20 protein-coding genes are annotated in these 20,452 nt (G+C 63.9%); 7 read left to right on the forward strand and 13 right to left on the reverse strand.

The window, feature by feature from the left end; genetic code table 11:
* Positions 1–7: 7 nt before the first annotated feature.
* The 3 genes from AC5Y30_RS06975 to AC5Y30_RS06985 all read right to left on the reverse strand — a co-directional run bounded on the left by AC5Y30_RS06975 (position 8) and on the right by AC5Y30_RS06985 (position 2,262).
* On the reverse strand, positions 8–445 hold the full coding sequence (locus AC5Y30_RS06975) for an SgcJ/EcaC family oxidoreductase (RefSeq protein WP_499917349.1): 438 nt from the start codon (positions 443–445) through the stop codon (positions 8–10).
* 35 nt (positions 446–480) lie between these two features.
* Entirely contained in the window at positions 481–1,206 is a 726-nt protein-coding gene (locus AC5Y30_RS06980) for an esterase (RefSeq protein ID WP_499917350.1), read from the reverse strand.
* A 111-nt stretch (positions 1,207–1,317) separates the two neighbouring features.
* On the reverse strand, positions 1,318–2,262 hold the full coding sequence (locus AC5Y30_RS06985) for a DMT family transporter (protein WP_499917351.1): 945 nt from the start codon (positions 2,260–2,262) through the stop codon (positions 1,318–1,320).
* 145 nt (positions 2,263–2,407) lie between these two features.
* On the opposite strand from AC5Y30_RS06985, the gene AC5Y30_RS06990 reads away from it, so the two are divergent.
* From AC5Y30_RS06990 to AC5Y30_RS07000, 3 genes are all read left to right on the forward strand, one after another.
* Positions 2,408–3,259: a LysR family transcriptional regulator gene (locus AC5Y30_RS06990; RefSeq protein ID WP_499917352.1), complete on the forward strand. Its 852-nt coding sequence runs from the start codon at positions 2,408–2,410 to the stop codon at positions 3,257–3,259.
* A 211-nt stretch (positions 3,260–3,470) separates the two neighbouring features.
* Entirely contained in the window at positions 3,471–3,809 is a 339-nt protein-coding gene (locus AC5Y30_RS06995; RefSeq protein WP_499917671.1) for a nitroreductase/quinone reductase family protein, read from the forward strand.
* A 120-nt stretch (positions 3,810–3,929) separates the two neighbouring features.
* Entirely contained in the window at positions 3,930–4,805 is an 876-nt protein-coding gene (locus AC5Y30_RS07000; protein WP_499917672.1) for an alpha/beta fold hydrolase, read from the forward strand.
* A 20-nt stretch (positions 4,806–4,825) separates the two neighbouring features.
* On the opposite strand, the gene AC5Y30_RS07005 is transcribed toward AC5Y30_RS07000, so the two are convergent.
* Entirely contained in the window at positions 4,826–5,503 is a 678-nt protein-coding gene (locus AC5Y30_RS07005) for a Crp/Fnr family transcriptional regulator (RefSeq protein ID WP_499917353.1), read from the reverse strand.
* 445 nt (positions 5,504–5,948) lie between these two features.
* Positions 5,949–7,382, reverse strand: a complete 1,434-nt coding sequence (locus AC5Y30_RS07010; protein WP_499917354.1) for an FAD-dependent oxidoreductase — start codon at positions 7,380–7,382, stop codon at positions 5,949–5,951.
* A 268-nt stretch (positions 7,383–7,650) separates the two neighbouring features.
* On the opposite strand from AC5Y30_RS07010, the gene AC5Y30_RS07015 reads away from it, so the two are divergent.
* The gene (locus AC5Y30_RS07015; protein WP_499917673.1) at positions 7,651–8,292 is read left to right on the forward strand and encodes a DUF5134 domain-containing protein; all 642 of its coding nucleotides are present in this window, start codon (positions 7,651–7,653) and stop codon (positions 8,290–8,292) included.
* 35 nt (positions 8,293–8,327) lie between these two features.
* On the opposite strand, the gene AC5Y30_RS07020 is transcribed toward AC5Y30_RS07015, so the two are convergent.
* Both AC5Y30_RS07020 and AC5Y30_RS07025 read right to left on the reverse strand, forming a co-directional pair.
* Positions 8,328–9,068 (reverse strand): SDR family NAD(P)-dependent oxidoreductase, encoded by a 741-nt coding sequence (locus AC5Y30_RS07020; protein WP_499917355.1) that lies wholly within the window; start codon positions 9,066–9,068, stop codon positions 8,328–8,330.
* Positions 9,069–9,079: 11 nt separating this feature from the next.
* On the reverse strand, positions 9,080–9,355 hold the full coding sequence (locus tag AC5Y30_RS07025; RefSeq protein ID WP_499917674.1) for a hypothetical protein: 276 nt from the start codon (positions 9,353–9,355) through the stop codon (positions 9,080–9,082).
* Positions 9,356–9,481: 126 nt separating this feature from the next.
* Here AC5Y30_RS07025 and AC5Y30_RS07030 point away from each other — a divergent pair, with 126 nt between their 5' ends.
* Positions 9,482–9,853 carry a hypothetical protein gene (locus tag AC5Y30_RS07030; RefSeq protein WP_499917356.1) on the forward strand — a complete coding sequence of 124 codons (372 nt, stop codon included), beginning with the start codon at positions 9,482–9,484 and terminating at the stop codon, positions 9,851–9,853.
* 150 nt (positions 9,854–10,003) lie between these two features.
* On the opposite strand, the gene AC5Y30_RS07035 is transcribed toward AC5Y30_RS07030, so the two are convergent.
* The 4 genes from AC5Y30_RS07035 to AC5Y30_RS07050 all read right to left on the reverse strand — a co-directional run bounded on the left by AC5Y30_RS07035 (position 10,004) and on the right by AC5Y30_RS07050 (position 13,771).
* Positions 10,004–11,113 carry a PPE family protein gene (locus tag AC5Y30_RS07035; RefSeq protein WP_499917357.1) on the reverse strand — a complete coding sequence of 370 codons (1,110 nt, stop codon included), beginning with the start codon at positions 11,111–11,113 and terminating at the stop codon, positions 10,004–10,006.
* Positions 11,114–11,861: 748 nt separating this feature from the next.
* Positions 11,862–12,356, reverse strand: coding sequence for a nuclear transport factor 2-like protein (locus tag AC5Y30_RS07040; RefSeq protein WP_499917358.1), 495 nt, complete (start codon positions 12,354–12,356; stop codon positions 11,862–11,864).
* Positions 12,353–12,856 carry a nuclear transport factor 2 family protein gene (locus tag AC5Y30_RS07045; RefSeq protein ID WP_499917359.1) on the reverse strand — a complete coding sequence of 168 codons (504 nt, stop codon included), beginning with the start codon at positions 12,854–12,856 and terminating at the stop codon, positions 12,353–12,355. Before AC5Y30_RS07045 ends, AC5Y30_RS07040 begins: the two co-directional genes overlap by 4 nt.
* Positions 12,857–12,883: 27 nt before the next feature.
* Positions 12,884–13,771 carry a class I SAM-dependent methyltransferase gene (locus tag AC5Y30_RS07050; RefSeq protein ID WP_499917360.1) on the reverse strand — a complete coding sequence of 296 codons (888 nt, stop codon included), beginning with the start codon at positions 13,769–13,771 and terminating at the stop codon, positions 12,884–12,886.
* A gap of 86 nt (positions 13,772–13,857) precedes the next feature.
* Here AC5Y30_RS07050 and pdxR point away from each other — a divergent pair, with 86 nt between their 5' ends.
* A complete protein-coding gene (gene pdxR, locus AC5Y30_RS07055) occupies positions 13,858–15,267 on the forward strand; it encodes a MocR-like pyridoxine biosynthesis transcription factor PdxR (protein ID WP_499917361.1) in 1,410 nt (469 codons plus the stop codon).
* A gap of 126 nt (positions 15,268–15,393) precedes the next feature.
* On the opposite strand, the gene AC5Y30_RS07060 is transcribed toward pdxR, so the two are convergent.
* Positions 15,394–18,162: a P-loop NTPase fold protein gene (locus AC5Y30_RS07060; RefSeq protein ID WP_499917362.1), complete on the reverse strand. Its 2,769-nt coding sequence runs from the start codon at positions 18,160–18,162 to the stop codon at positions 15,394–15,396.
* Between the two features lie 456 nt (positions 18,163–18,618).
* On the opposite strand from AC5Y30_RS07060, the gene AC5Y30_RS07065 reads away from it, so the two are divergent.
* Positions 18,619–19,086 (forward strand): hypothetical protein, encoded by a 468-nt coding sequence (locus tag AC5Y30_RS07065; RefSeq protein WP_499917363.1) that lies wholly within the window; start codon positions 18,619–18,621, stop codon positions 19,084–19,086.
* A 128-nt stretch (positions 19,087–19,214) separates the two neighbouring features.
* Here AC5Y30_RS07065 and AC5Y30_RS07070 read toward each other — a convergent pair whose 3' ends face one another.
* Positions 19,215–20,363 (reverse strand): toll/interleukin-1 receptor domain-containing protein, encoded by a 1,149-nt coding sequence (locus AC5Y30_RS07070; RefSeq protein ID WP_499917364.1) that lies wholly within the window; start codon positions 20,361–20,363, stop codon positions 19,215–19,217.
* Positions 20,364–20,452 lie beyond the last annotated feature (89 nt).

Below are 20,452 nucleotides of genomic sequence, written 5' to 3' on the forward strand. Positions count from 1 at the left end.
CCGATGATCAGGAAAACAATTTAGACATAAGCACTTCAGCGAGCCGCCGGTGGGTGGTGTTCTGCGAGGCGGCGAGCTGCCAGCGGCCGTCCCTGCGCACAGCCACGCTGGTGTTGACACGAGCCCTGCGCCGGTTACGCCGTCGCGCCCCGTTGACCACCGACGCGTTCGCGTGCACCAGCGCGACATCGGGTGTGAGAAATCGGACGTCGGTGATGTCTATGAGCAGCCGTGTTCCCTTGAGGACCCGTCGGAACAGCGGAACATATGATGCCGCGATCGCGTCACGCCCCCTGTAACGGCTGCCCAGAAAGGTGACGTACTGCGCGTCGGCGGTGAAGACGCTGGCGTAAGCCCGTGGATCGCCTGCGGCCCAACCTGTTACCTGCTGATCGAGGAGCGCACGAATGGCTTGTTCGTCGGCTCGCTGGTCGCCACTTGTCACGATGCCTCCCGCAGTTGCACCACTATAACGGCCGGTTAGGCGATGTCGGCGCTGATCATCGAGGCGATCGCGCCGCGCGGCACCGATACCCGCGTAGCCTCCATCGCCGGCTGCAACGCGTTCTGGTCGAAGAAGAACACGATCGCGTCGTTGGTGATCGCAAAGCTCTGGTAATTCGCCGGCTCTAGACCGGTGGCCGGCGGAATCGACACCTTCGCCCGATACCGGTCGGCCAAGGTCTTCTGCACAATCGGCAAGATGGCCTGCAACGGTTGAGTTCCCGGCTGGAATAAGGCGTCGAAGGTGATCGGCTGCCGATTGGCCAGGTTGTAGTTGAAGGATTTGTACCAGACCAGCGGATGCGCGGCGCCAAGGTTCTGGTACATCTCGGTGACTACCGACTGGGTGCCCGTGGCCGGGGGACCCGAGCTGTATCGGGTACCGGTAACCTTCAACGCCGTCGGCGATTTCAACGTATTCAGCGGTCCGCGGGCGTTGCGAAAATCGTCATGGGTCTTAGTCAAATAGCCGATCATCGTCTGCTCATCGGGATAATCAGCCGGAAACACCATGCCGATATCCGACAGGGGCTCTGAGGCATCAAAATGGCACATGTGATTCGCGTCGACGCTCGACGGATTGCACAATTGCGGGTCCGCGCCCGCCACGGCAGTGCCGGTGAAGGCTAGCACCGTCACAAGGAACGCCACCGCCCCCGCTGACCACGTTGATCCGCTGCGCCGCCCGATGTCCGACTTCACCCACGCCTCCGTTGATATTCCGCAGGGTGCATTGTCACAGATCGCTGCGGCGGATGGGCCATGGTGGGCAAGCCTATTGGCGACGCCTCCCCGCCGCGCTCGTTCGGGATCTCATCGCCGTGCGTCCTGCAGCTGGACCCGCGGCAGCATGGCGGGCATGCTCTGGCCCGCTGAGCGGCTCCCGGCGGATGCCCTCGAATTGACCCAGCATGCCAGCCCGCCAAGCACCAGGCCGACCGCAATCCCCTCGTCAGGACGCTGGCCCAGGATGATCCACGACAACACGCCGGCCACCGCCGGAATGACGGCGAACAGCATCGCCACCGCCGTCACACCGTGGGTGTTGATGGCGCGCACATAGAGGCTCACCGCCAGCGTGGCATTCAACAGCACCATGCCGCTCACCGCGATCACCGCCTTGACGCCGTCGTGCACCGTAAAGGGCGTGACGACCGCAAGGGCCGAGGCGGGTATCAATCCGACGGCGTTCTGTATGGCGCTCGTCACGCGAAAATCGACACTGCGGCAGAATCTCTGTTGATACACCCCGCCGGCCGAAAGACCAAGCAGCCCAACGACAAGCAACAGGATGACCGGGTCGGCGCCGTGCGTGCTCATCAGCCTGCGCGAGCAGGCGGCCAACACAGCGGCCACGCCAAGCACCAGCGCAACCACCCGCAGCGCGCCGAGCGATTCCCGCAGAAACATCGCCGCCAGGATGGCGGTAGCCACCGGGTTCATCGCAATCACCACCGCGCACAGCACCGCGGGCGCTCCGAGCTGAACGGCCTCATACAGGCAGCAGAACTGCACGCCCTGGATCAGCAGACCCGTCACCAGGACATGGCCCAGCTGCGCTCCCCGGGGCCAGCCGGCCCTGGCCACCATCGACCACGTGGCCAGAATCGTTGCGGCCAAACTGAACCGGAGCACCAGGGCGGCCATCGGCGTCATCGCCGTAACCGCCAGCGTCCCGATCGGATATCCGAGCGCGTAGAAGAATGTCACCGCCGTGGCGGTGGTCGCTGGCATGCGCGGCAAAGGCATGCCACCCATGTTCGCGTGATCGACCGACGCAGTCCAACGATTATTGGCGATCATGATCGATCGCATCGCCTTATCGGTATCCCTATCAGCGGCGATGATTCAGCCGACAACGCCAGTGATTGATTAGTCAAGACGATCGGATTACAGTGCGGCTGTGGCCCAGGTGCTCGATATCGCTCCGCTGCGCAGCCTCGTCGCCGTCGCCGACTGCGGCGGCTTCCACCGTGCTGCCGCCGCTCTACATCTGAGTCAGTCCGCGGTCAGCCAGCATCTGCGCCGAATCGAAGCCGTGGTCGGCGAGCCGATAGTCCAACGCTCGGGACGCGGGGTCGTCTTCACCGACGTCGGCCAGAAGACACTGCGCCACGCCCGCACCATACTGGCCGCGCACGACGCCGCCCTCGACGACCTGGGCGCGACCGAACACAAGGCCCTGACCATCGGTGCCACCGAACACGGCGCCGACGTCATGCTGGGCGGGCTGTCCCGCGTGTTGCGCGAGCGACTCCCCGATCTACGGGTGCGCTTCCGGCTCGACCGCAACGTGTCGCTGGCCGACTCGATCGACCGCGGTCTGATCGATCTGGCCATCATGCTCGACGGGGCAGGCCTGGATCGCGCTAACGCGTCGGGACTTGTCCAGTTGCAATGGGTTTCAGCTCGTTCGCTGGCGCTCTCACCACGAGACCCGCTGCCGCTGGTGATTTTCGCCGAGCCGTGCACATTGCGCGAGCCGGCCTTCGCAATTTTGGAGAGCCACCATATCGAGTACGAGATCGCCGCCGAGTGCGGCGATCTGTCCGGCCTTTACGCGGCGGTGCGGTCGGGCCTTGGCGTGGCGCTGCTGCCGATGATCGGCAAGTTCCCCGACGGGCTGAGTCCGGCCGAGGGCCTGCCATCCGCCAACAGCGCCTCCATACTGGTGCGCGGCCGCACCGGAATCGACCACGGACTGCTGCGCACGGTCGACGATGCGGTACGCGATTTGCTCGCCGCCGCAACCTGATTCGAAAGAGACCTAACCGGGGCAAGCGCAGCGCGAAGCATTGGCCGGCGACGCACCGGCCAACGGCGGCGCCGAATAGGCAGCACACCGGCCGGCTAACCGCCGACAGTCGTCCAGATGGCGCAGCAGCTGTGCGGCACCGCGGTCGACCCCTCTTGGAGTTTGCTGCGATACTTCTCCCGTGGGTCCGAACAAACTCGGCCGCCTCTTGATGCGAGCCGCACCCGTTTTCAATGCGCCGGTGGCCGCGCTGGCCAACTCCCGTCGCTTTGGCCGCCTGATCAATCGCAACATCGCGATGCTGACTTACACGGGCCGACGCTCCGGGCGCACGTACAGCATCCCGGTGGCCTACCGACGTTCCGGGGACGACATCCTCATCAGCGTCGGCATGCCCGAGGCGAAGACGTGGTGGCGCAACTTCCTCGACACCGGCGGGCCGCTGACGCTGCGCCTGGACGAGGCCGAACATGCCGGACACGCCGTCGCCACGCAGGACGAAAAGGGAGCTGTCACCGTCACTGTGCGGCTCTCCGGGGCGAAATCTTGAGTTCCACGATTACCGCCCAGCCGAACCGCGACCGGCTGCTTCAACGCGAAATCCGGTTCAAAGCAACGCGTTTGAGCTTCGGATGTGGAGGACGATAAACTGTTCGCCCGTTCGCGTCAGATGCCGATCACCCCGTCTTGGTTCAGCACGGCGCTCGACCAAAAGCCAGAACACTGCGACGTCGATGTCGACGGTTGCCGCATACACCTGCGTGTCTGGGGTGCTGCTGTCCATCCTCCGGTGGTGCTCGTGCATGGCGGCGGAGCACATTCGGGCTGGTGGGATCACATCGCGCCGTTCTTTGCCAGCACCCATCGGGTGATCGCGCCGGATCTGTCCGGGCACGGCGACAGCGAATCGCGTGACCATTACGACCTGCGCACCTGGGCAAGCGAAGTGATGGCGGCCGCGGCGGCCGCGGGTCCCGCCGGACGGCCGACGATCATCGGCCACAGTATGGGCGGTTGGGTCGTGTCCACGGCCGCGATGCACTACAGCCAGCAGATCAACAGCATGCTGGTGATCGATTCGCCGTTGTGGGAGCGTGCACCGGAGGAAGGGCGACTGCGCAGGCGCAAACACAATCGTTACCAAACGAGGGATGAGATCCTGGCCCGCTTCACGGCCGTGCCTTCGCAGGAGTTGATCCTGCCCTATGTCCGAGAACACATCGCGGGCGAGTCGATACGCAAAACCGACGGGGGATGGGTCTGGAAGTTCGACCCGGCCATCTTCGCCGGTGAGTTTCTCGAGCCGACGCCCGCCGACGAGGAGTCCTTGGAGACCATGCTGGCCGCGATGCGTTGCCGCGTGGGGTATTTGCGCTGCGAAGCCGGTTTGGTGCCGCCCGATATGGCCGAACGGATCCGCTCCCTGCTTCAGCTGCGTGGCCCTTTCGTGGAGTTGGCCCTGGCCGGTCACCATCCCATGCTGGACCAACCGCTCCCCCTGGTCGCGACCCTGCGAACCCTCCTGGAATTCTGGTCGATCACCTAGGCAGGAACGGGCTGCGGGCCTCAAGCCCTCGCGCGGCGGGCCAGTTTCGCCGGTTGGTCGATGATCAGGGCCTTGCCCTGCTGACGGATCCATCCGCGTTGGGCGAAGTCGGATAGCGCCTTGTTGACCGTTTCACGCGAGGACCCCACGAGTTGGGCCAGTTCCTTCTGCGTCAGGTGGTGCTCGACCAGGACCGAGCCCCCGTTGCTGGTGCCGAATCGCATTGCCAGATCCAGGATTTGCTTGGCCACCCGGGCGGGGACATCGGTGAAGATCAGGTCGCTCAAAGCGTTGTTGGTATGCCGGAGTCGGCGCGCCAACACCCGCAGCAGCTGCTCTGCGATTTCGGGACGTTCGACGATCCATGTCCGCAGGGCATGGCGGTCCATCCTGACCGCCTTCACCTCCGTCAGGGTGATCACCGTGGAGGTTCGCGGGCCGGGATCGAACAGCGCCAGCTCACCGAACACATCCCCCGGCCCCAGCACCGCGAAGACGGTTTCGCGACCGTCCACCGTCTGATGGCGGATCTTCACCGTGCCCGACAAGATGACGTAGAGGTCGTCACCCAGCTCGCCTTCGACGAAGACGGTCCGCCTGCGTGGGAACGCTACGTGCTGCAGGTGGCGAGCCAACGCATCGACCGCCTCAGGGGCGATCCCCTGGAATATGCCGGCTCGCGCCAATACTTCGTTCACGCCGCCCCTTTCAACGCGTTTCGCACGGCGTTGCGCGCACTAGGCGCTGCTCCAATCTGGGGGCGTCTCGGCTCGCCACCCAGACCTTACACGAGGCCGGAGATTCGTAACGTAGCAGGTCACGACCACCGCTTCGGCGTGAAACGGTGGTCGAGCGGGCCGCTCAGGCGGCCGGCGTGGTGATGCTCGATGCGATGGTCACCTCGGAGTATTGGCTCCCGCATGCATCGCAATCCACCTGATATTCGAGCTTGGCGTCATCCCGCTCAAGAAACCGGTACTGCGCCCACGCCATGCACCGCGGGCACCGCGCACGACCGTGCTCGATTGCCATTCGCCAACCCCCTGAACTTGCCACAGACACACTGGAAGTACCCAGTGCCGAGCCCCGCTAACCATCGAGGTTGAGCCACCCGCGGTGCCGGCCTCCGGTGGCGTTGTGCGGCTAAAAATTCAGCCCCGAATACATGACCCGCCCGGGATCGTACTTCTGCCGCACGGCACTCAGCTGCGAGAGGTTCGGGCCGAAGTAGCGCGAGGGCGGCTGGTTGGTCTCGAGGTAATTCACGTAGCCGCCGACCGAATACTGTTGCACCGCTTGATGTGCCGTGCTGAGCCAATTGGTCGCGGCCGCCGGATCGCCCGTGTCCACATACCACTGCACCAGCGCCGACTGCCGGCGCCATGGAAAGGCGGTGGCGCCTGGCGCCACCGTGGCGAGGGCGCCGTCCAGCGCGTGCATGATGGCCAGCATGCGGCCGGCTCCGCGGGGAAAGGCATTGACCGCCGCGGCGATCCCCTGTGCCACGCCCGCGTTGACGTTGGCGAACACGTCGGATCCGCCGACATACCCGAGCGGAGACGGGTTGAGGTTCCCGACGGCCAGATAATTCACCAGATCCAGGTAGTTGAGGGTGTGGTTCTCGGTACCCGACGGCTGCAGTCCCACCGCTTGGGTGATCGCGGCCGCGGCGCTGTTTCCGGATCCGGCCGGGCAGGTCGCCAGGATCCGGCAATGCATCCCCGTCGCGTCGACGGTGGCGTCCGCCAGCGCCCAACTGCTGCGATCGGCGGTGCGTAACCAGTTCTGCCAACCGACGAGAACCTGCGCGAAGGACTGCGGCGGAAAGTTGAGGTTGACGACGTCGACGTCCTTGGTGGGAAACGTGGCGAACGTGAGCGAGGTCGTCACACCGAAGTTGCCGCCACCGCCACCGCGCAGCGCCCAGAATAGGTCGGGGTTGCTGGCGGCGGATGCTGTCACAGCTTGACCGCTGGGCAGCACCACCGACGCCGACGTCAACTGGTCGCACAGCAGGCCCGCATGCCGTGACTGGGCCCCCATGCCGCCGCCCAACGCGTGCCCCGCGGCACCGACCGAGGGACAGGTGCCCGTCGGCACGCCGCGGCCGGCCGCGGCCAGCGTCCGGTGCATCGCGTACAGGCTCGTCGCGGGCGTCACCGTCACCTGCCCCGTTGCGGCGTCGTAATTGGCGTCCCCGGGCAGTTGGCGCAGGTCGAGCACCATGGCGCCGTTGGCGGTCGAGGCGCCGATGTAGGAATGGCCGCCGCTGCGTGGGGCGACCTTGAGGTTGTGGGCGGCCGCGAACGCCATCGCCTTCTGCACGTCGGCCGCGGACGTGGGTGCGACGACTGCCGCCGGCGTCAACCCGTTGTAGTTGGTATTGAAAACCTGCTTGGCACCGGCAAATTGGGGGCTATCCGGAAGCAGCACCTTCCCGCCGAGGGCGGTGGACAGGCTTTCCCACCCGGTAGGTCTCGGATCGGCGGTCACCCGGGGCGCGCCGAGGACGGCGCCGGTGGCCAACGCGCCGACGGCGCCCCGCAAAAACGCCTGCCGCGAGATTTCACGCGCCATCGTCGGACTCCCGCGATTGCGTCATGCCCGAATTGTCGACCACGAGACCCGTAGTGCCACACGACGTGTCGGGGGGTGACCGAAACGTGCTCGAACCGTTACCGCCCCCGGGCACGTGCGCCAGGCTGGCGGCTATTCGCCGACACCCTTTGACGGCGGTTGGATCAAATACCCCATAGGGGTACGGTGGCGCCATGTACGCAACGCAGGTTCGCTGCAAGGCTGCGGTGCCGCAGGCGGTGTTCGTAATATCACGATGTTGCATGCCATGATCGGTGACCCGGCGCTGCGCTGGGCCGTCACGGTCCTATTCGGCGTCAGCGTCGCGATGTATGCGTACGTCGCTGTCGCACAACGCGATCAATGGACGGGGACGGTCAATCACCTGATACACCTGACGATGTCGATGGCGATGGTTTCGATGGTGTGGCGCGTGGGGGTCGACCTCCCGGCGGCAGGGCCGATTCTGTTCTTTCTTCTTGCCGGGGTCTGGTTCGTGGGCACCGCCGTGTGGGCCCAGCCAGTATCCCGTCAGCGACTGAAAATGTGCTACTACGCGGCGATGATGGGGGCGATGGCATGGATGTACGCGCTGATGAGCGGAGTCCTGTCGGGTGTTCCCGCACGCCTTCACTCACGGCCCGACTCGACGGCTATGAACATGCCAGGGATGAAGGTGCCCTCACCCGAAATGCCTGCAGCGCCGGCGGAATTCTCTTGGATCGCCGCCGCGAACTGGATGCTGATGGCTGGGTTTGCCGCGGTTGCACTGTATTGGTCGTACCGCTTCGTCGGCGAACGCCGCACGACCCTGGTGCCGACGACCGCGCGGCCGTTTCGGTGGGAACCGCTCTACCAGGCCTCCACAGCCGCCGGCACCGCGCTCATGTTCGACGCGCTGCTCTGGTAATGACGGGCCGTAGCGGCCTGTGTGCTGACCGTTTCCTAGCCGGCGCCTTTACCGTTGTCGACCCGATAGACAGCCCCATGGATGGCGGTCGCGACGTCGCTGGCGAGGAAGGCGATCACGTTGGCGACGTCGAGGGGTTGCATCATGCCGCGCGGTGCGGCCGTGCGCATGATCAGGTCGTAGTTGGGATTGTCTGGCGCGCTGAATTGTTCGATCTGCGGCGTGAGCATGCCACCGGGGCATACCGCGTTGACGCGCAACCGATCCGCGGTGTATTCCACGGCCAGCGCGCGGGTGAGGCCGATCAGGCCGTGCTTGGCGGCGCAGTAGCCGGCCGAATACGCCTGCCCCTCGACGCCGGCGATGGAGCTGACGTTGACGATGCTGCCGCCGCGTTCCAGTAGATGAGGCAGCGCCGCCCTGCAGAGGTAGAAAGGCCCGTTGAGGTTGACCGCAAGGTCTTGTTCCCAGTCGTCGTCGGTCATCGACTCCGTGCGGCGCATCTGGTGTCGCCCGGCGACGTTGACAAGGACGTCGAGTCCACCGAAATCACGGACACACTGCTCGACCGCGTCCCGGCAGGCCCGCGCCGCACCGATGTCTACCGACGCGAATTTGCCCCGCTCGACGGCGGCGAACACGGCGGCCAAGCGATCCGCATCGCGGCCGATACCGAAAACCGTTGCGCCCTCGCGGGAAAACAATTTCGCCGTTTCGGCGCCCAGGCCCGACGACGCGCCGGTCACCAACGCCACTTTGCCCTGCAGTACAGCCATATCAGTGCACCCTAGTAGGGCCGCAGCCGCGCCACTGCACCGTGTCGAACCTGAAGCGGCGCAATGGCTCTCAACCCCCATCCGGCGGCCATGCCTGGGACCGCTTGGAACCGCTGCTGGATCCGGCGCGCAGCGATCATCGCGAGCAGGTTGAAGGCTTGCCTGCCCAGCGCGATCCGACTCGTTCGCTTCTTCCAGCTCGGCGGTGTCGAGGCCGTACGCCGTCCGAAGTAGTAGCCGATGCATGCTGCTATCGCGAGCGCGGCGATGGCCGCGATTACCGTCACGTGTTGAGCGTCCTGCGCCGCCGTCGCGGCAAGGTCACACACCGGCTACACCTCGGCCAACAACGCCTCGCCGGTGCGGCTTTGCCTCTTCCGCGCCGCCGTGGCTCTAGCCCCTACGATCTGGGTGTGGACGAGATGCCCCACTACACGGGCCCGATCGAGCCCCGCAACCGCAACATCTTTGGAGCCTGCCTGTCGCTGGCCGGTTTGGCGGCGATGATGCTCGCGCTTTCGCTGTTGTTGATCGCCGAGAGCAATCAAGCTCTGGCGTTCAAATTGGAAGCCGGCTTCTTCCCGCCGCTGTCCGAAGCCGCAGTGCAGTCAGCGCGCACCGAAGTTGTGATCGCGGCCGTGTTGACAGTCCTGGCGACCGCTTCGGCGGTGACGGCGGTGATCTTCCGCTCGACCATCGCGTGGCGGATCGTCGGGGGGGTCACCCTGCTGGCATTCATCGTGGTCGGCCCGCTGCTGTGGGTCTGCTACGACATGGCGTTCTGAATCGACGGTCTTAGCAACGTGTTTCGCGGCAGGTACTCTCGCGTGGCAAAGGCGACGAGGTCGGTAGGTGGTGAACCGGAAGTCCGAAAGCGTTGGCTTGGTGCAGCGATGGTCAACAGCAATTGGCCAGGACGTTCGCCGTCCGACCTCTCAGCCCCCGGAGGGAGGCCGCCGCATGATGTTGCCAAAGATCGGCGGTCCATAACCTTTCTCGTCCGGCTTATCCCGCTGGGCCTTCCGCGCTCCCGGCGGCATCGGCGGAACGAACATCGGGATCAGTGGAGCGCCTTCTGCAGAGGTTGCCACCAACGGGGCCTCGGTGGCAGCCAACTGAATCGGGGAGGTGACCGCCGAAGGCGGGACCACGAGGTTGCCCACATACAATCCTTTGCTCATATTCGCGGTGACCGAAGCTTCCACCGCCCCGGCCTCAGCGGCGGGAGGAGCGTAGAGATTGGGCACCCCTCCAACGGCCTCTGGACCGGTGAGGTTGTATGCGAGAGCGAGGTTGCGTGGGGTGGGGGCCAGCACGTCTGGGAACTGGCCGGGGACGAAATCATGGCCTCCAGTGAACGCAGCAAGGGCGTTGAACGGGAACCCGCTCTGGACGACGCTAGCTTCCTGATTAAGGAAGAAACCGATGGTGGGATTCGAGAAGAAAGGATCCGTCGGAAGGTTCAACGCGGGCGGATCGGCAGCGGCCTGTGCAGCGGCTACGGCAGCGCGCTGGTTGGCCACGCCGGCTGAGTTGGTGGTAGCGGCGGGAGACGAGAATGTCGGCATCGCCATGGTCTGCAACCTGCTGGCGTGGTAGGCCATCAGCGCGGTCGTGTTACCCGCCCACATCTCCATGTACTGGGCCTCGGTGGCGGCGATGGCCGGAAAGTTGATGCCGAAGAAGTTCGTCGCAATCAGGTGAGACAGCAGTGCGCGGTTTGCGGCCACGACGCTCGGATGCACCACAGCTGCCTGGGTGGCGACGAATGAGCTGGCCATGGTGGTGGCCGCCACCGACATCTGAGCGGCTTGCATCGCCGTCGTGTTTAGCCAGGCGATGTAGGGAACCGTAGCGAGGGTCATCGCCGTCTTTGATGGTCCCTGCCAGGGGGTGGCGGCCACAGTGCTGGCGTAATCCGAGGCCGTGCGCCCCAGCTCGATCGCCAACTGGCGCCATGCGGTGGCAGCGCTGAGCAATGATCCAGGCCCCGGCCCAGAATGAATTAGTGCTGAGGTGATCTCGGGAGGAGCCGAAAAGTCCATGCCCGCCCCGTCAAAGGTCGACGTCGTTAGCAGATGCGGCAAAGCCGTGCACGGTAGCCATGCTGGTAATCCTTCAATGTCGGGCTAACGGTGCCGGGGCACTTTAGTGGTCTATCACAGGGGGAGCTCGAGCGGTTGAACATTGAGCAAACTTTGCTGCTGGCGAGCGTCCGGTTGCATCACGCAGCTCCGCGCGGTGATCACGCCTACGAGAGCATCTCTTTCCATGCCGGGCGTTGGCTTTACTCGGTCGGTTTCGGCGAAGACAGTGCGACACTGGTATTGGTGACGACGACACGGCCACAGCTGAGCGGTCAGAGGAAGCAGTTGAGATGAAGACGGCAATAACGAGGATGTCGGCGGCGGCGGCCATCGCGCTGGCATCCCTTTGTGTATCCCACGGACAAGCGCACGCCGACGATCCCTGCGACGGCATCACCGATCCGGTCGACCGCCAGGCCTGCATCGACCATTCAATCCCGGATAACCCCTTGCGTACAGCCCAGGGCGATTGCCAGGCGAGCCCAGCTTACGGAGCGCTGGGCCAATTCTGTCGAAACTGAGATCCAGCCGGAACTTGCCGACTGCAGACTCATCGCCAGCACGGTGGTTCCACAACTTACGGTCGACACAGACGCCAACATGCCTGCGGCACAGGTTGTTCCGTACCGCTTGCTGATTTCGATGCGCCGGTGTGTCCAATCAAGCAGCACGGCGTGACAGGTAATCGGTCGAAAGTCGTCGCAAATCAGCGTTGACGAAGTCTCGCCCAGCCGGCGGCTAGCGTCATCCCTGGCGAGCCGAGCATCAGCTGCAGTATCTGCAGTGGGTGCAGGGTGGGCCGGACTTTCAGGTAGCTGTACAGGCGCAGGTCGATCACCTTGCCCTCGTGGTCAAATCGCCAGACTTCGATACCGCAACCCTGGTGGCGCCCGCGCGGTCCACCGCGCCACTCGTTGACGATGGTGTCCTCGGTGGCGGCGACAAGCTGCTTTTCAAGTGTGAACCGGCGTGCTTTGAATGCCGCGCAATTCCTGGCGTACGCGTCGTGGATGGCGAGCACGCCGACTGATTCCTCGCGTGCGCCGTCGGTGATCATCACCGCCCGGGCGTCGGGGGCGTAGATGTCATACACCATGTCGGTGAGGCATTCGTTGGTCGCGCGCGCGACGGCTTCGACGAAAGCGGCGGCGTCTTCGGGCCGCCGCCCTAGCTCGTGAGCCGCCGCCGTCGGCCCCGTCATCGATCGCCACCCCGCCGGGTCGACTGGATCGCGGAAATGCCCGCAGCAAGGATGATTCGCGTACCCTGCCGCAGCAGCGCCGCCAACGCCCGGGGTCGGCGCACCACCGACGCAGCCATTGTCAGCGCATCGCAATACAAGATCCGCCGCCGTACCCGTCCGGACCCGTCGAGCTCATAGCGGTCGATCGCCGGAACGGATACGGACGTGCCGCCGAGCGTTCCCTTGATCAAGAACTCGATGTAGACGAGGTTGTCAGCGGAAACCGCCCAGTTCACCACGTCGATGTGCAGGTCCGGCATGAGAGTGAAGACTCGGCGCCAGTACGCGCTGGCCTGCTCGCGACCACGCACGTCGGCAAGTAGCGGTTGGGTATAACAGACGTCCGGGTGGGTCAGGGCGTCCAGACGTCCGATCGTGGGTGCGGCCCACACCTCACGAAATTGTTGCACGAATGCGGCTGCCGTCGCTGAGGCTGGTTCGTCGAGTTTTCCTGTCATTTCCCTCGTTTCGATCGGTTGGATTGGTCAGACCCGGCGGGCCGAGGCGATCGCAAGCCAGTCGTCGCCGGTCAATCTGCTGGCATGCGCCGAGTCATAGCGCTGTAGTAGTGCGGACACGGTCGCATGCTCGCAGCGCTCAAACCCATGGGCCGCCAGCACAGCGTCCAGATCTGCTGCGGTGAAGCCACTTCGGTACGCTTCGCCGCGCCGCGCCACCACCCGGGCCACCCGCTGGGCGCTTTTCCACCGGGTGGTGCCGGTGATGACCCCGGCATCGACATAGTCGACGACGAGGTGACTGCCCGACGCGCACAAGACAGAGAGATCGGCAAGCGTCTGTTCGATCGTGTGGCCGGTGAGGTACGGGCTGACCCCGAGCCACACGATCACGCTGCGCTTGAACGGATCGAATCCGCTGGCGAGTAGCCGTTCGCGAAGCGCGTCATGCTCGAAATCGCATGGCACCCATACCGTTTGGCACTTCCGGGACGACGGCAACAGCCTCTCGATTGTGGGGCGCTTATCCGTCTGGGTCGTCGGCGCGTCCACCTCGAAGATGGTCAGCGGGATCCCGGCCAGGCGCAGGCTGGTCGTGTCGAACCCGGCACCGAGCAGCACCAGTTGATCGATGCCATCGCCGATCGCGGCCTGACAGACGTCATCGGTGTAGCGGACCCTCAACACGATGTGAGCGTGGAGTCCACCGCAGAGCCGGTCGAACACCCGCACGGCGGCGCCGGCCGGCAGCCGGTGAACCAGCATGGCCCGCAACGCCGGATGACGCACGAAATGCCGCGAGTACGGGTCGTCGAGGAGGCCACGGCGAGCGAACTGCAGCGTTTCTGCTGCCCGCTGCGCTGCGTTGACCTGGGCAGTCAAACTCGCCTTGGTCTCCACGCGTCGGGCGGTCACCACTCCTCCTCTTCCGCGCTGCGGTGATTTCGCGATCACGCGTCCGAAACTACAAGGCAACCGGTTCGCCTGTATGGTCCAATTTGATGCCTAATTCGTGGACCAGTATCGGCACCGGCGTCGACCTGCACCTGGAGCTTGCGCCGAGCCGCGGTCGCCGCGCGGCGCTCGAAGATGCGCTGCGGCAGGCCATCCGCGACGGCCGTCTGGCCGCCGGCGAACGGTTGCCGTCCTCTCGCGCGCTGGCCGAGCAACTCGGCATGGCACGCGGAACCGTCGTCGAGAGCTATGCGCAGCTGGTGGCCGAGGGATACCTGCGTACTCGGCCCGGTGCGGGCACCGAGGTGGCCCACGCGTTGCATCCGCGGCCACAGCCCGATGCCGAACCGGTTGCTCCCCGCATCGTCGCGGATTTTCGCCTCGGGCGCCCGGACCTGAGCATGTTTCCCCGCACGGAGTGGCTGCGCGCACTGCGGCAAGCCTTCCAGGTCACCCCGCATTCCGAACTCGGTCCGCTGGATCCGCGCGGGTCCCCGCGGCTGCGCGCTGTGCTCGCTAACTACCTGGGCCGGGTGCGCGGAGTGCTCACCAGCGCCGAGCAGATCGTCATCTGCAGCGGTTTCACGCAGGGCTTGCGGCTGGTGTGTGACGCGCTCGCCGCCGCCGGAGCCCAGGCCATCGCCCTGGAGAACCCCTGCCTTCCCGATCACCGCGCGTCAGCCATCGCCAGCGGGCTCGAGGTCGTTCCCCTCGACGTCGACCACGGCGGCGCCCGGACGGAAGGATTCAGCACATCATCGGTTGCGGCAGCCGTCCTCACCCCCGCCCACCAAGCCCCGCTGGGCGCGACGCTGGCCGCCGATCGGCGCGCCCACTTCGCCCGCATCGCCGCGCAACGCGGCGCGTACGTGATCGAGGACGACTACGACGGGGAGTTTCGCTACGACCGCCATCCCGTCGGCGCGCTGCAAGGACTCGCCCCGGAGCATGTCGTTTACGCAGGCAGTGCCAGCAAGATTCTGGCTCCAGGCATCCGCCTAGGGTGGCTCGCCCTGCCTGCCGATTTGCTCGGCGCGGTCATCGAGGCCAAGCGCCGCGCCGACCGCGGCACCGACATCCTCGCCCAATTGGCTTTCGCCGAATTGATCGAGTCGGGCGCGCTCGACCGCCACGTCCGACGGATGCGCCGGCGCTACCGGCAGCGCCGCGACGCTCTACTGGCCACCCTCGGCAACGCTGCGCCGGCGATGTCGGTACATGGGGTCGCCGCCGGTCTTCACGCTGTCGTCTCGTTACCCGCGGGACTAACGGAGGCTGACGTCATGGTCGCTGCGCGCAAGCGGGAGATTGCCCTAACCGCGTTGGCGCCGTTCTGGCACCGCGACCCCGGCACTGCCGGAATAGTGGTGGGCTACGGGACACCGTCGGAACACGAATACCCAGCGGCAGTCGAACGTCTCGGACACTTACTGCGCGCTGTCAATGCGCGCCGATAATGCGTAACTGCTGTCGAGATGCAGCGAAGATTGACAAGACACGCCTGGCTACTTTGACAAAACTTCGGCGTGTCGCAGAGGCTTGCTAATCTTCGCTGCATAACCCCAGTTCAGCCACCTATCGAATCAATCCGCGAGCTCGATCTCGTTATCGGCAAAACCTAGTAGGGACGCCAGCACTGCCGGCAGCATGCTGCCGTGGAGGTCCGTCGTGTCGGCGTCAGTGCCGAATGCCGCCTTGTAAGCACCTTCCGCGGTGTCGTGCGGTACATCTGACACGTAGCGAATCTCGACGTCATCCGGGTCTCCTTCAGGCCATGCGCAGATGGCTCCACGCTGAGTTGGTCGATCCCGGCGCCCATGCGTCAATATCGCGACACGCAGTGCTCTCATGGGGCGAATTCCGCGCTCGCCGCCGATGGTGATTGTCTCAGATAACTTACGCGCGAGATGTTGCTCGCGGATGTGTGCTTCCGCCAATTGAGCTTGCAGTAAACCCTTTTCGAGCCGTACGACGGTACGCGGTTGACGCGTATTGAATTTTTCGGCTTGCTTCCGAAGCGTGCCCAGCAGTTCGACCACGGGATCTTGAGTCCGCTCTCCTTGCCATGTCTGAGTGGTTAGGTGCTTCGTCGAGGCAGTTGATGTAAGGCCAAGCGCCAGCTCCATTCGGGCTGACACGAGTGACCTGTTTGCCAGGATGTCAGTTGTCTTATTAAAGTCCATCGAGTAGACGTGTGCTGCTCCCTGGACGTCAAGGCGGTATTCCGTCTTGCCCTGGCGTGCGATGGCAACTCCGGATAGTTGGGTTAGGCCGTAGACTTCGCGTTCGAGTTCGTCTGTCTCCGAGCGCAATAGGCCGAGTAGGTCGACTTGCCTTTGCGCGAACTCGAGCATCGGTAGCGGCGGCGGATGGTCGAGCCAGTATTCGCGATGATCGGAATGGACGCTGAGACCTGTCGCGAAATAGACAGCTCGCATGAACCTGAGCGAAGGGATTGTGTGTGTCGGATCTTTAAAGGTTCGGTCTACTACTACGCGTCGGCCGAATGAGCTGCTCGAAAGGTCGGCGATCTCGCGCTCGGCGGCAGCGCGGTCGGCGGTCGTATTGAAAACTCCGACCACAGTTACTGGTTGGTCGCCGTAGCGAAGCCATATGCCGAGAGCTGGATCGCCGACACGCCGGAATAGTGCCGGCGCGCGAACGAGATTGGCATTATCGATGACTTGCATAGCGTCGGCGTCGCCAACCTGGGTGATCATTGCATATGACTCGAGCCTCACACGCTCCAGATGAGCGCGGACGACGTGATCAGCCAAATGGGGCACCGCGGCCTTGCCCAATACTGCCTGGATCCGACCCCGTGCGACGATGTCGGATTCGTAATCGAGCAGCAGATCTGTCACCGACTCTGCAGTATCGGGCGGATCGCTTGAAATCTCGTTTAAATCAACAATTTTCAACTCTTGAAGGGCCTGGAGGGCGTAGATCGCTTTGGCTCGATCGACCCCGTATGCGGTATGCGCATGGATAACCACCTGGTCTGCAGGCGTGGGTGATCCTGATTCGACGTTGGTCAATTCGATGACGGCTGCGAGTACGCCCAGCTGGTCGACATCCAGGCCTATAACCGACGCCAATGTGGGGCTGGCGGCAAGGCTTTCGTGGGCGTAGGGAGCCAGGGCAGATATCTGCCGAAAAAGGCCTGCGGAGTAGGTGGCTTCGGCACGGCGCTGCTGCTCGAGTAGCCGCGAATATGCCGACTGCCCGACTTGCTCGCGTTCTGGCTTGGTTAAGACAGCGCCCCATAGGTAAGCGCGCCGTGTTTCGTGGAACCACGTGCCGTCGGGGTAGGGCACGGAGAAAACTTTTTCGCGTTCAAGAGCATTGCGCATTGCACCCCACGCGACAGCGTCAACACCGAGATAGCCCGGAATCTCGCTCTCGGGCAGCGGGTACGCGAAAGCAGACAGTCTGCGTGCAGCATGATGGGCGTCTGTCGGCAGTCGCGTGAGCGCGTCGGCCAGCACATCGTTGAAAAGCGTTGGTGCTGAGTATCGGTCGAGGGGGCCGCCGCTTCGCAGGTATGCGACGAGGCCTTCAACCAATAGCGGGTAGCCCGCCGTTAGCGCGTGAATGTCGTCGGTCATCTGTGCCATACCCACACTCGTGAGCCACCGTTCGATGTCCTCACGACTTAAGCCCGCGACCTCAATCTCCGGCACGCTCAACTTTCTGAGTCTCACCAAGCCCGGCAACGAATCGATTTCCGCAGTCGACCACGCGATCACGATCCGAACGCGACGCGCCGGTGCGGCAGCGATAGAAGCGAGAATTCGTTGATCGTCATCGCGCAGACGGTTGCCCTCATCCAGGGTGATGACGAGGTCTCGACCAACAACGCTGGCGACTTCGTCGCTCATTTGCATTAGCAGTCGAACGACGTTGGTGTCGGACTGCGCACGGAGCGTACGTCGTAGGTCTGGGCTCGTATCCTTTTTCAGTGACTTCCAAAACTTGAGCAATCCCTTGCCGGCGTTCTCACCAAGCTTGGTCTTCGCGAACTCAACCACCTCCTCGGCGACCGCATCCGCGAGTGCCTTCCCGACCTCGAGGGCCGCTTCACGGGTCGCATGCCGAAAGCGCTTCGCCAGATCGCGCCACTTTGATTCGCCGGGTCCCGCAGTGGCAAGCACTGTCGCCAAAGCCTCAAACAGCGCCACTTGCAGCGCCCCACTGTCGAAAAGGCACACTGATACCGGCGGCGCCACGACCGTGCTCGCGTACTCCGCGAGAGTTGATTGAAGGACCGAAGACTTTCCGGTCCCGGTGTCCCCGGTGACGAGCACAACGGGCGCGGTGCTAGTAACCACCTGCCACACCTCGGGGCGCATAGGGATCACCCTCCCAGCTGTATCCGACAGAACCGGTTAGCCGCACGCTCAGACGTTTCGAATTACGACGTGTCGTGCTGGCGGCGCCGATTCTCGGTTGCGGCCATCATGCTGTGGATCTCGACGACCCAGGCACCATCTATGTCCTGGACGGTGTTCACGGATCTGCCACAACTTGGGCACGACATACTGGTCGGCGGAGTGCCGGATACCGGCTGCCCGCTCGCTGAACACTCGTATTCAAGCATTAGCTCATATTGTCCCCGTTCCACGTATGCGAGCTGAGACTTTCGCTCGAAGCGAAATAGCCGTGAGCACACGTGGCTGCTCCTGCCGGATCGAGAAATCAGAGGCTATGGCGCTGACCCCGCCGCGGAGCGCCATCAGAGCAACCCTCGAGATGGGTTTGCCGCCGGGGAGCGCGCTTGTCGGTCGGAGCGCATATTGTCCGCACCTATGAACGATGTTGAGGCGATTCGTGAGGAACTGACTGGAGGCGACAGATGGTCGCCAGATGGCGAAGCCAGTTCGGCATTCGCGTTAGCTGTCAACAGTTTTACAGGCTGGCCGGTTGATGCCTGGGCGGGCATGCGAGACGAGCAAGGGCGTCTGCGAAAACTTTACTGGCTGAAGGGCAACGCGCTCGGACAACTGACGGCGAGGGGCGACGAGAATGCGTTGACGGTCACCGGCTCGATTCACCTGATCTCCAACATCAGAACAGTGCACTTAGCCGCCGAGGTCACCCTCGACGACTACCACTTTGGCCATGGCCGCCGCCAAATAACTGTCGTCGTCGATGGCGGCGAAGATCTAGTCGTGGACGTGGAAAGCTGCACGGGACACCTACGCCTACGCGCTGATGGCTTCATCGACGCCCTTGTCGCAGCGATCGCGGCCAAATCCAGTCCAGGCGACTCATGAGCTCCGATACCGAGGGCGTTGTGCGGAACAGATTGCCGCGCGACGATTGCGCCCGAGAATTGCTCAGCGTTAGAGCAAGACGTTCACACTTGAGCCTTTCGTCGTACACCGCTGTACCGCCCATTTCCTCAGCGAATCGCGGCTAGACGTAGCACCAGCCTGGCCGTCAGTTCGTGCGCGATCTCCGCCGCGCGAGCCCCCAGCGCGGAGACGGGGACTGAATCGGTCGGTTCTATGCGGAGTGCCGACTTTGGCGCCATCGTGTAGAGCAATTGCGCAGAGGAACGCGTCTCAACTTCACCCGCCCGTCCTACCATTAACATGCTGATCGGCTCGATCGAAAGTGCCAGCGCCACTTCCCCTTCTTCGTGCAGACCCGTGCTTGCGTGCAGTGCCAACGCGGCGACCAGGCGATTACTTACGTCTTCCTCGTCGAAGACCGACCCGAGGCTTCCGTGTGGCAACGGGAGCCAACTGCTCACACTCCGATCTCTCTCAACGGCAATCCCTTTTGAGCCACGCCAGCCGTGGGCACCGGTTGCATGTGCTTCGGCACGGTCCTCTGCTGCATCAGCTTCGACAGCTTCCGCCTGGTCGAACAACCCGCTTTGTCGACCGAGTGCTGGCAGGGCGTTGGCCAACTCCCGTAGTGACCGAGCCTCGAGGGTCTGTTGATCGATTGGGATGCTGTGCAGCTCAAGCGTCGATCGCGAGTATCCAGCGTGCATGGTGTCTCCCCTCCATTGGGGATGAATCGGGTTAGCCAGAGGTCTCCAGAGCGCTCGTTTGCTTGAGCTACTCGGCTGTTTCGGAATGGGGAAGGGTGTGCCACTTGAGGCACCTGGAAATGGCGGCGCGACAGCGGGTTTCGTACGTCCCGGGCTCAGCTGTGACAATAGACGCTTTCGCGAAGTTTCCTCATCGAGGCCAACGAGATCACAGTAGATGACCTGGCCGAGCAGGCCCTCGATGTCACAGGAGTCCACGCGCACCGGAACAAGCCTGCGGTTCAGACCTTTCGGATCAGTTGCGAACTGCGCTGCCCATTCCGGCACGGTGAATTCGGCATCTAGATAATCCTGCGACAGGACCGCAATCGTCCGCGCGCACTCTTTAGTGGCGGTGTCCATCTCCACGACAAAATTACCGCCGGGCTTGAAATCCCAATCCTGGACTACCGTCCTATACCCTTCGGCTTCAAGCACCCACGCGATCCACTCAGCCCAAGCACGGTTCGCTTTGTTATAGCTGATGAAGAAGTCTTTTGAATGCGCCACGTCTCGACCTTACCGAAACGCCGCTACCGGAAACGGCGCCGCAACTCTCCACCGGTATTCTTCGAGGGGACGCGCTCCAGACGGTGTTT

This window comes from Mycobacterium sp. NGS27 (assembly GCF_059813005.1).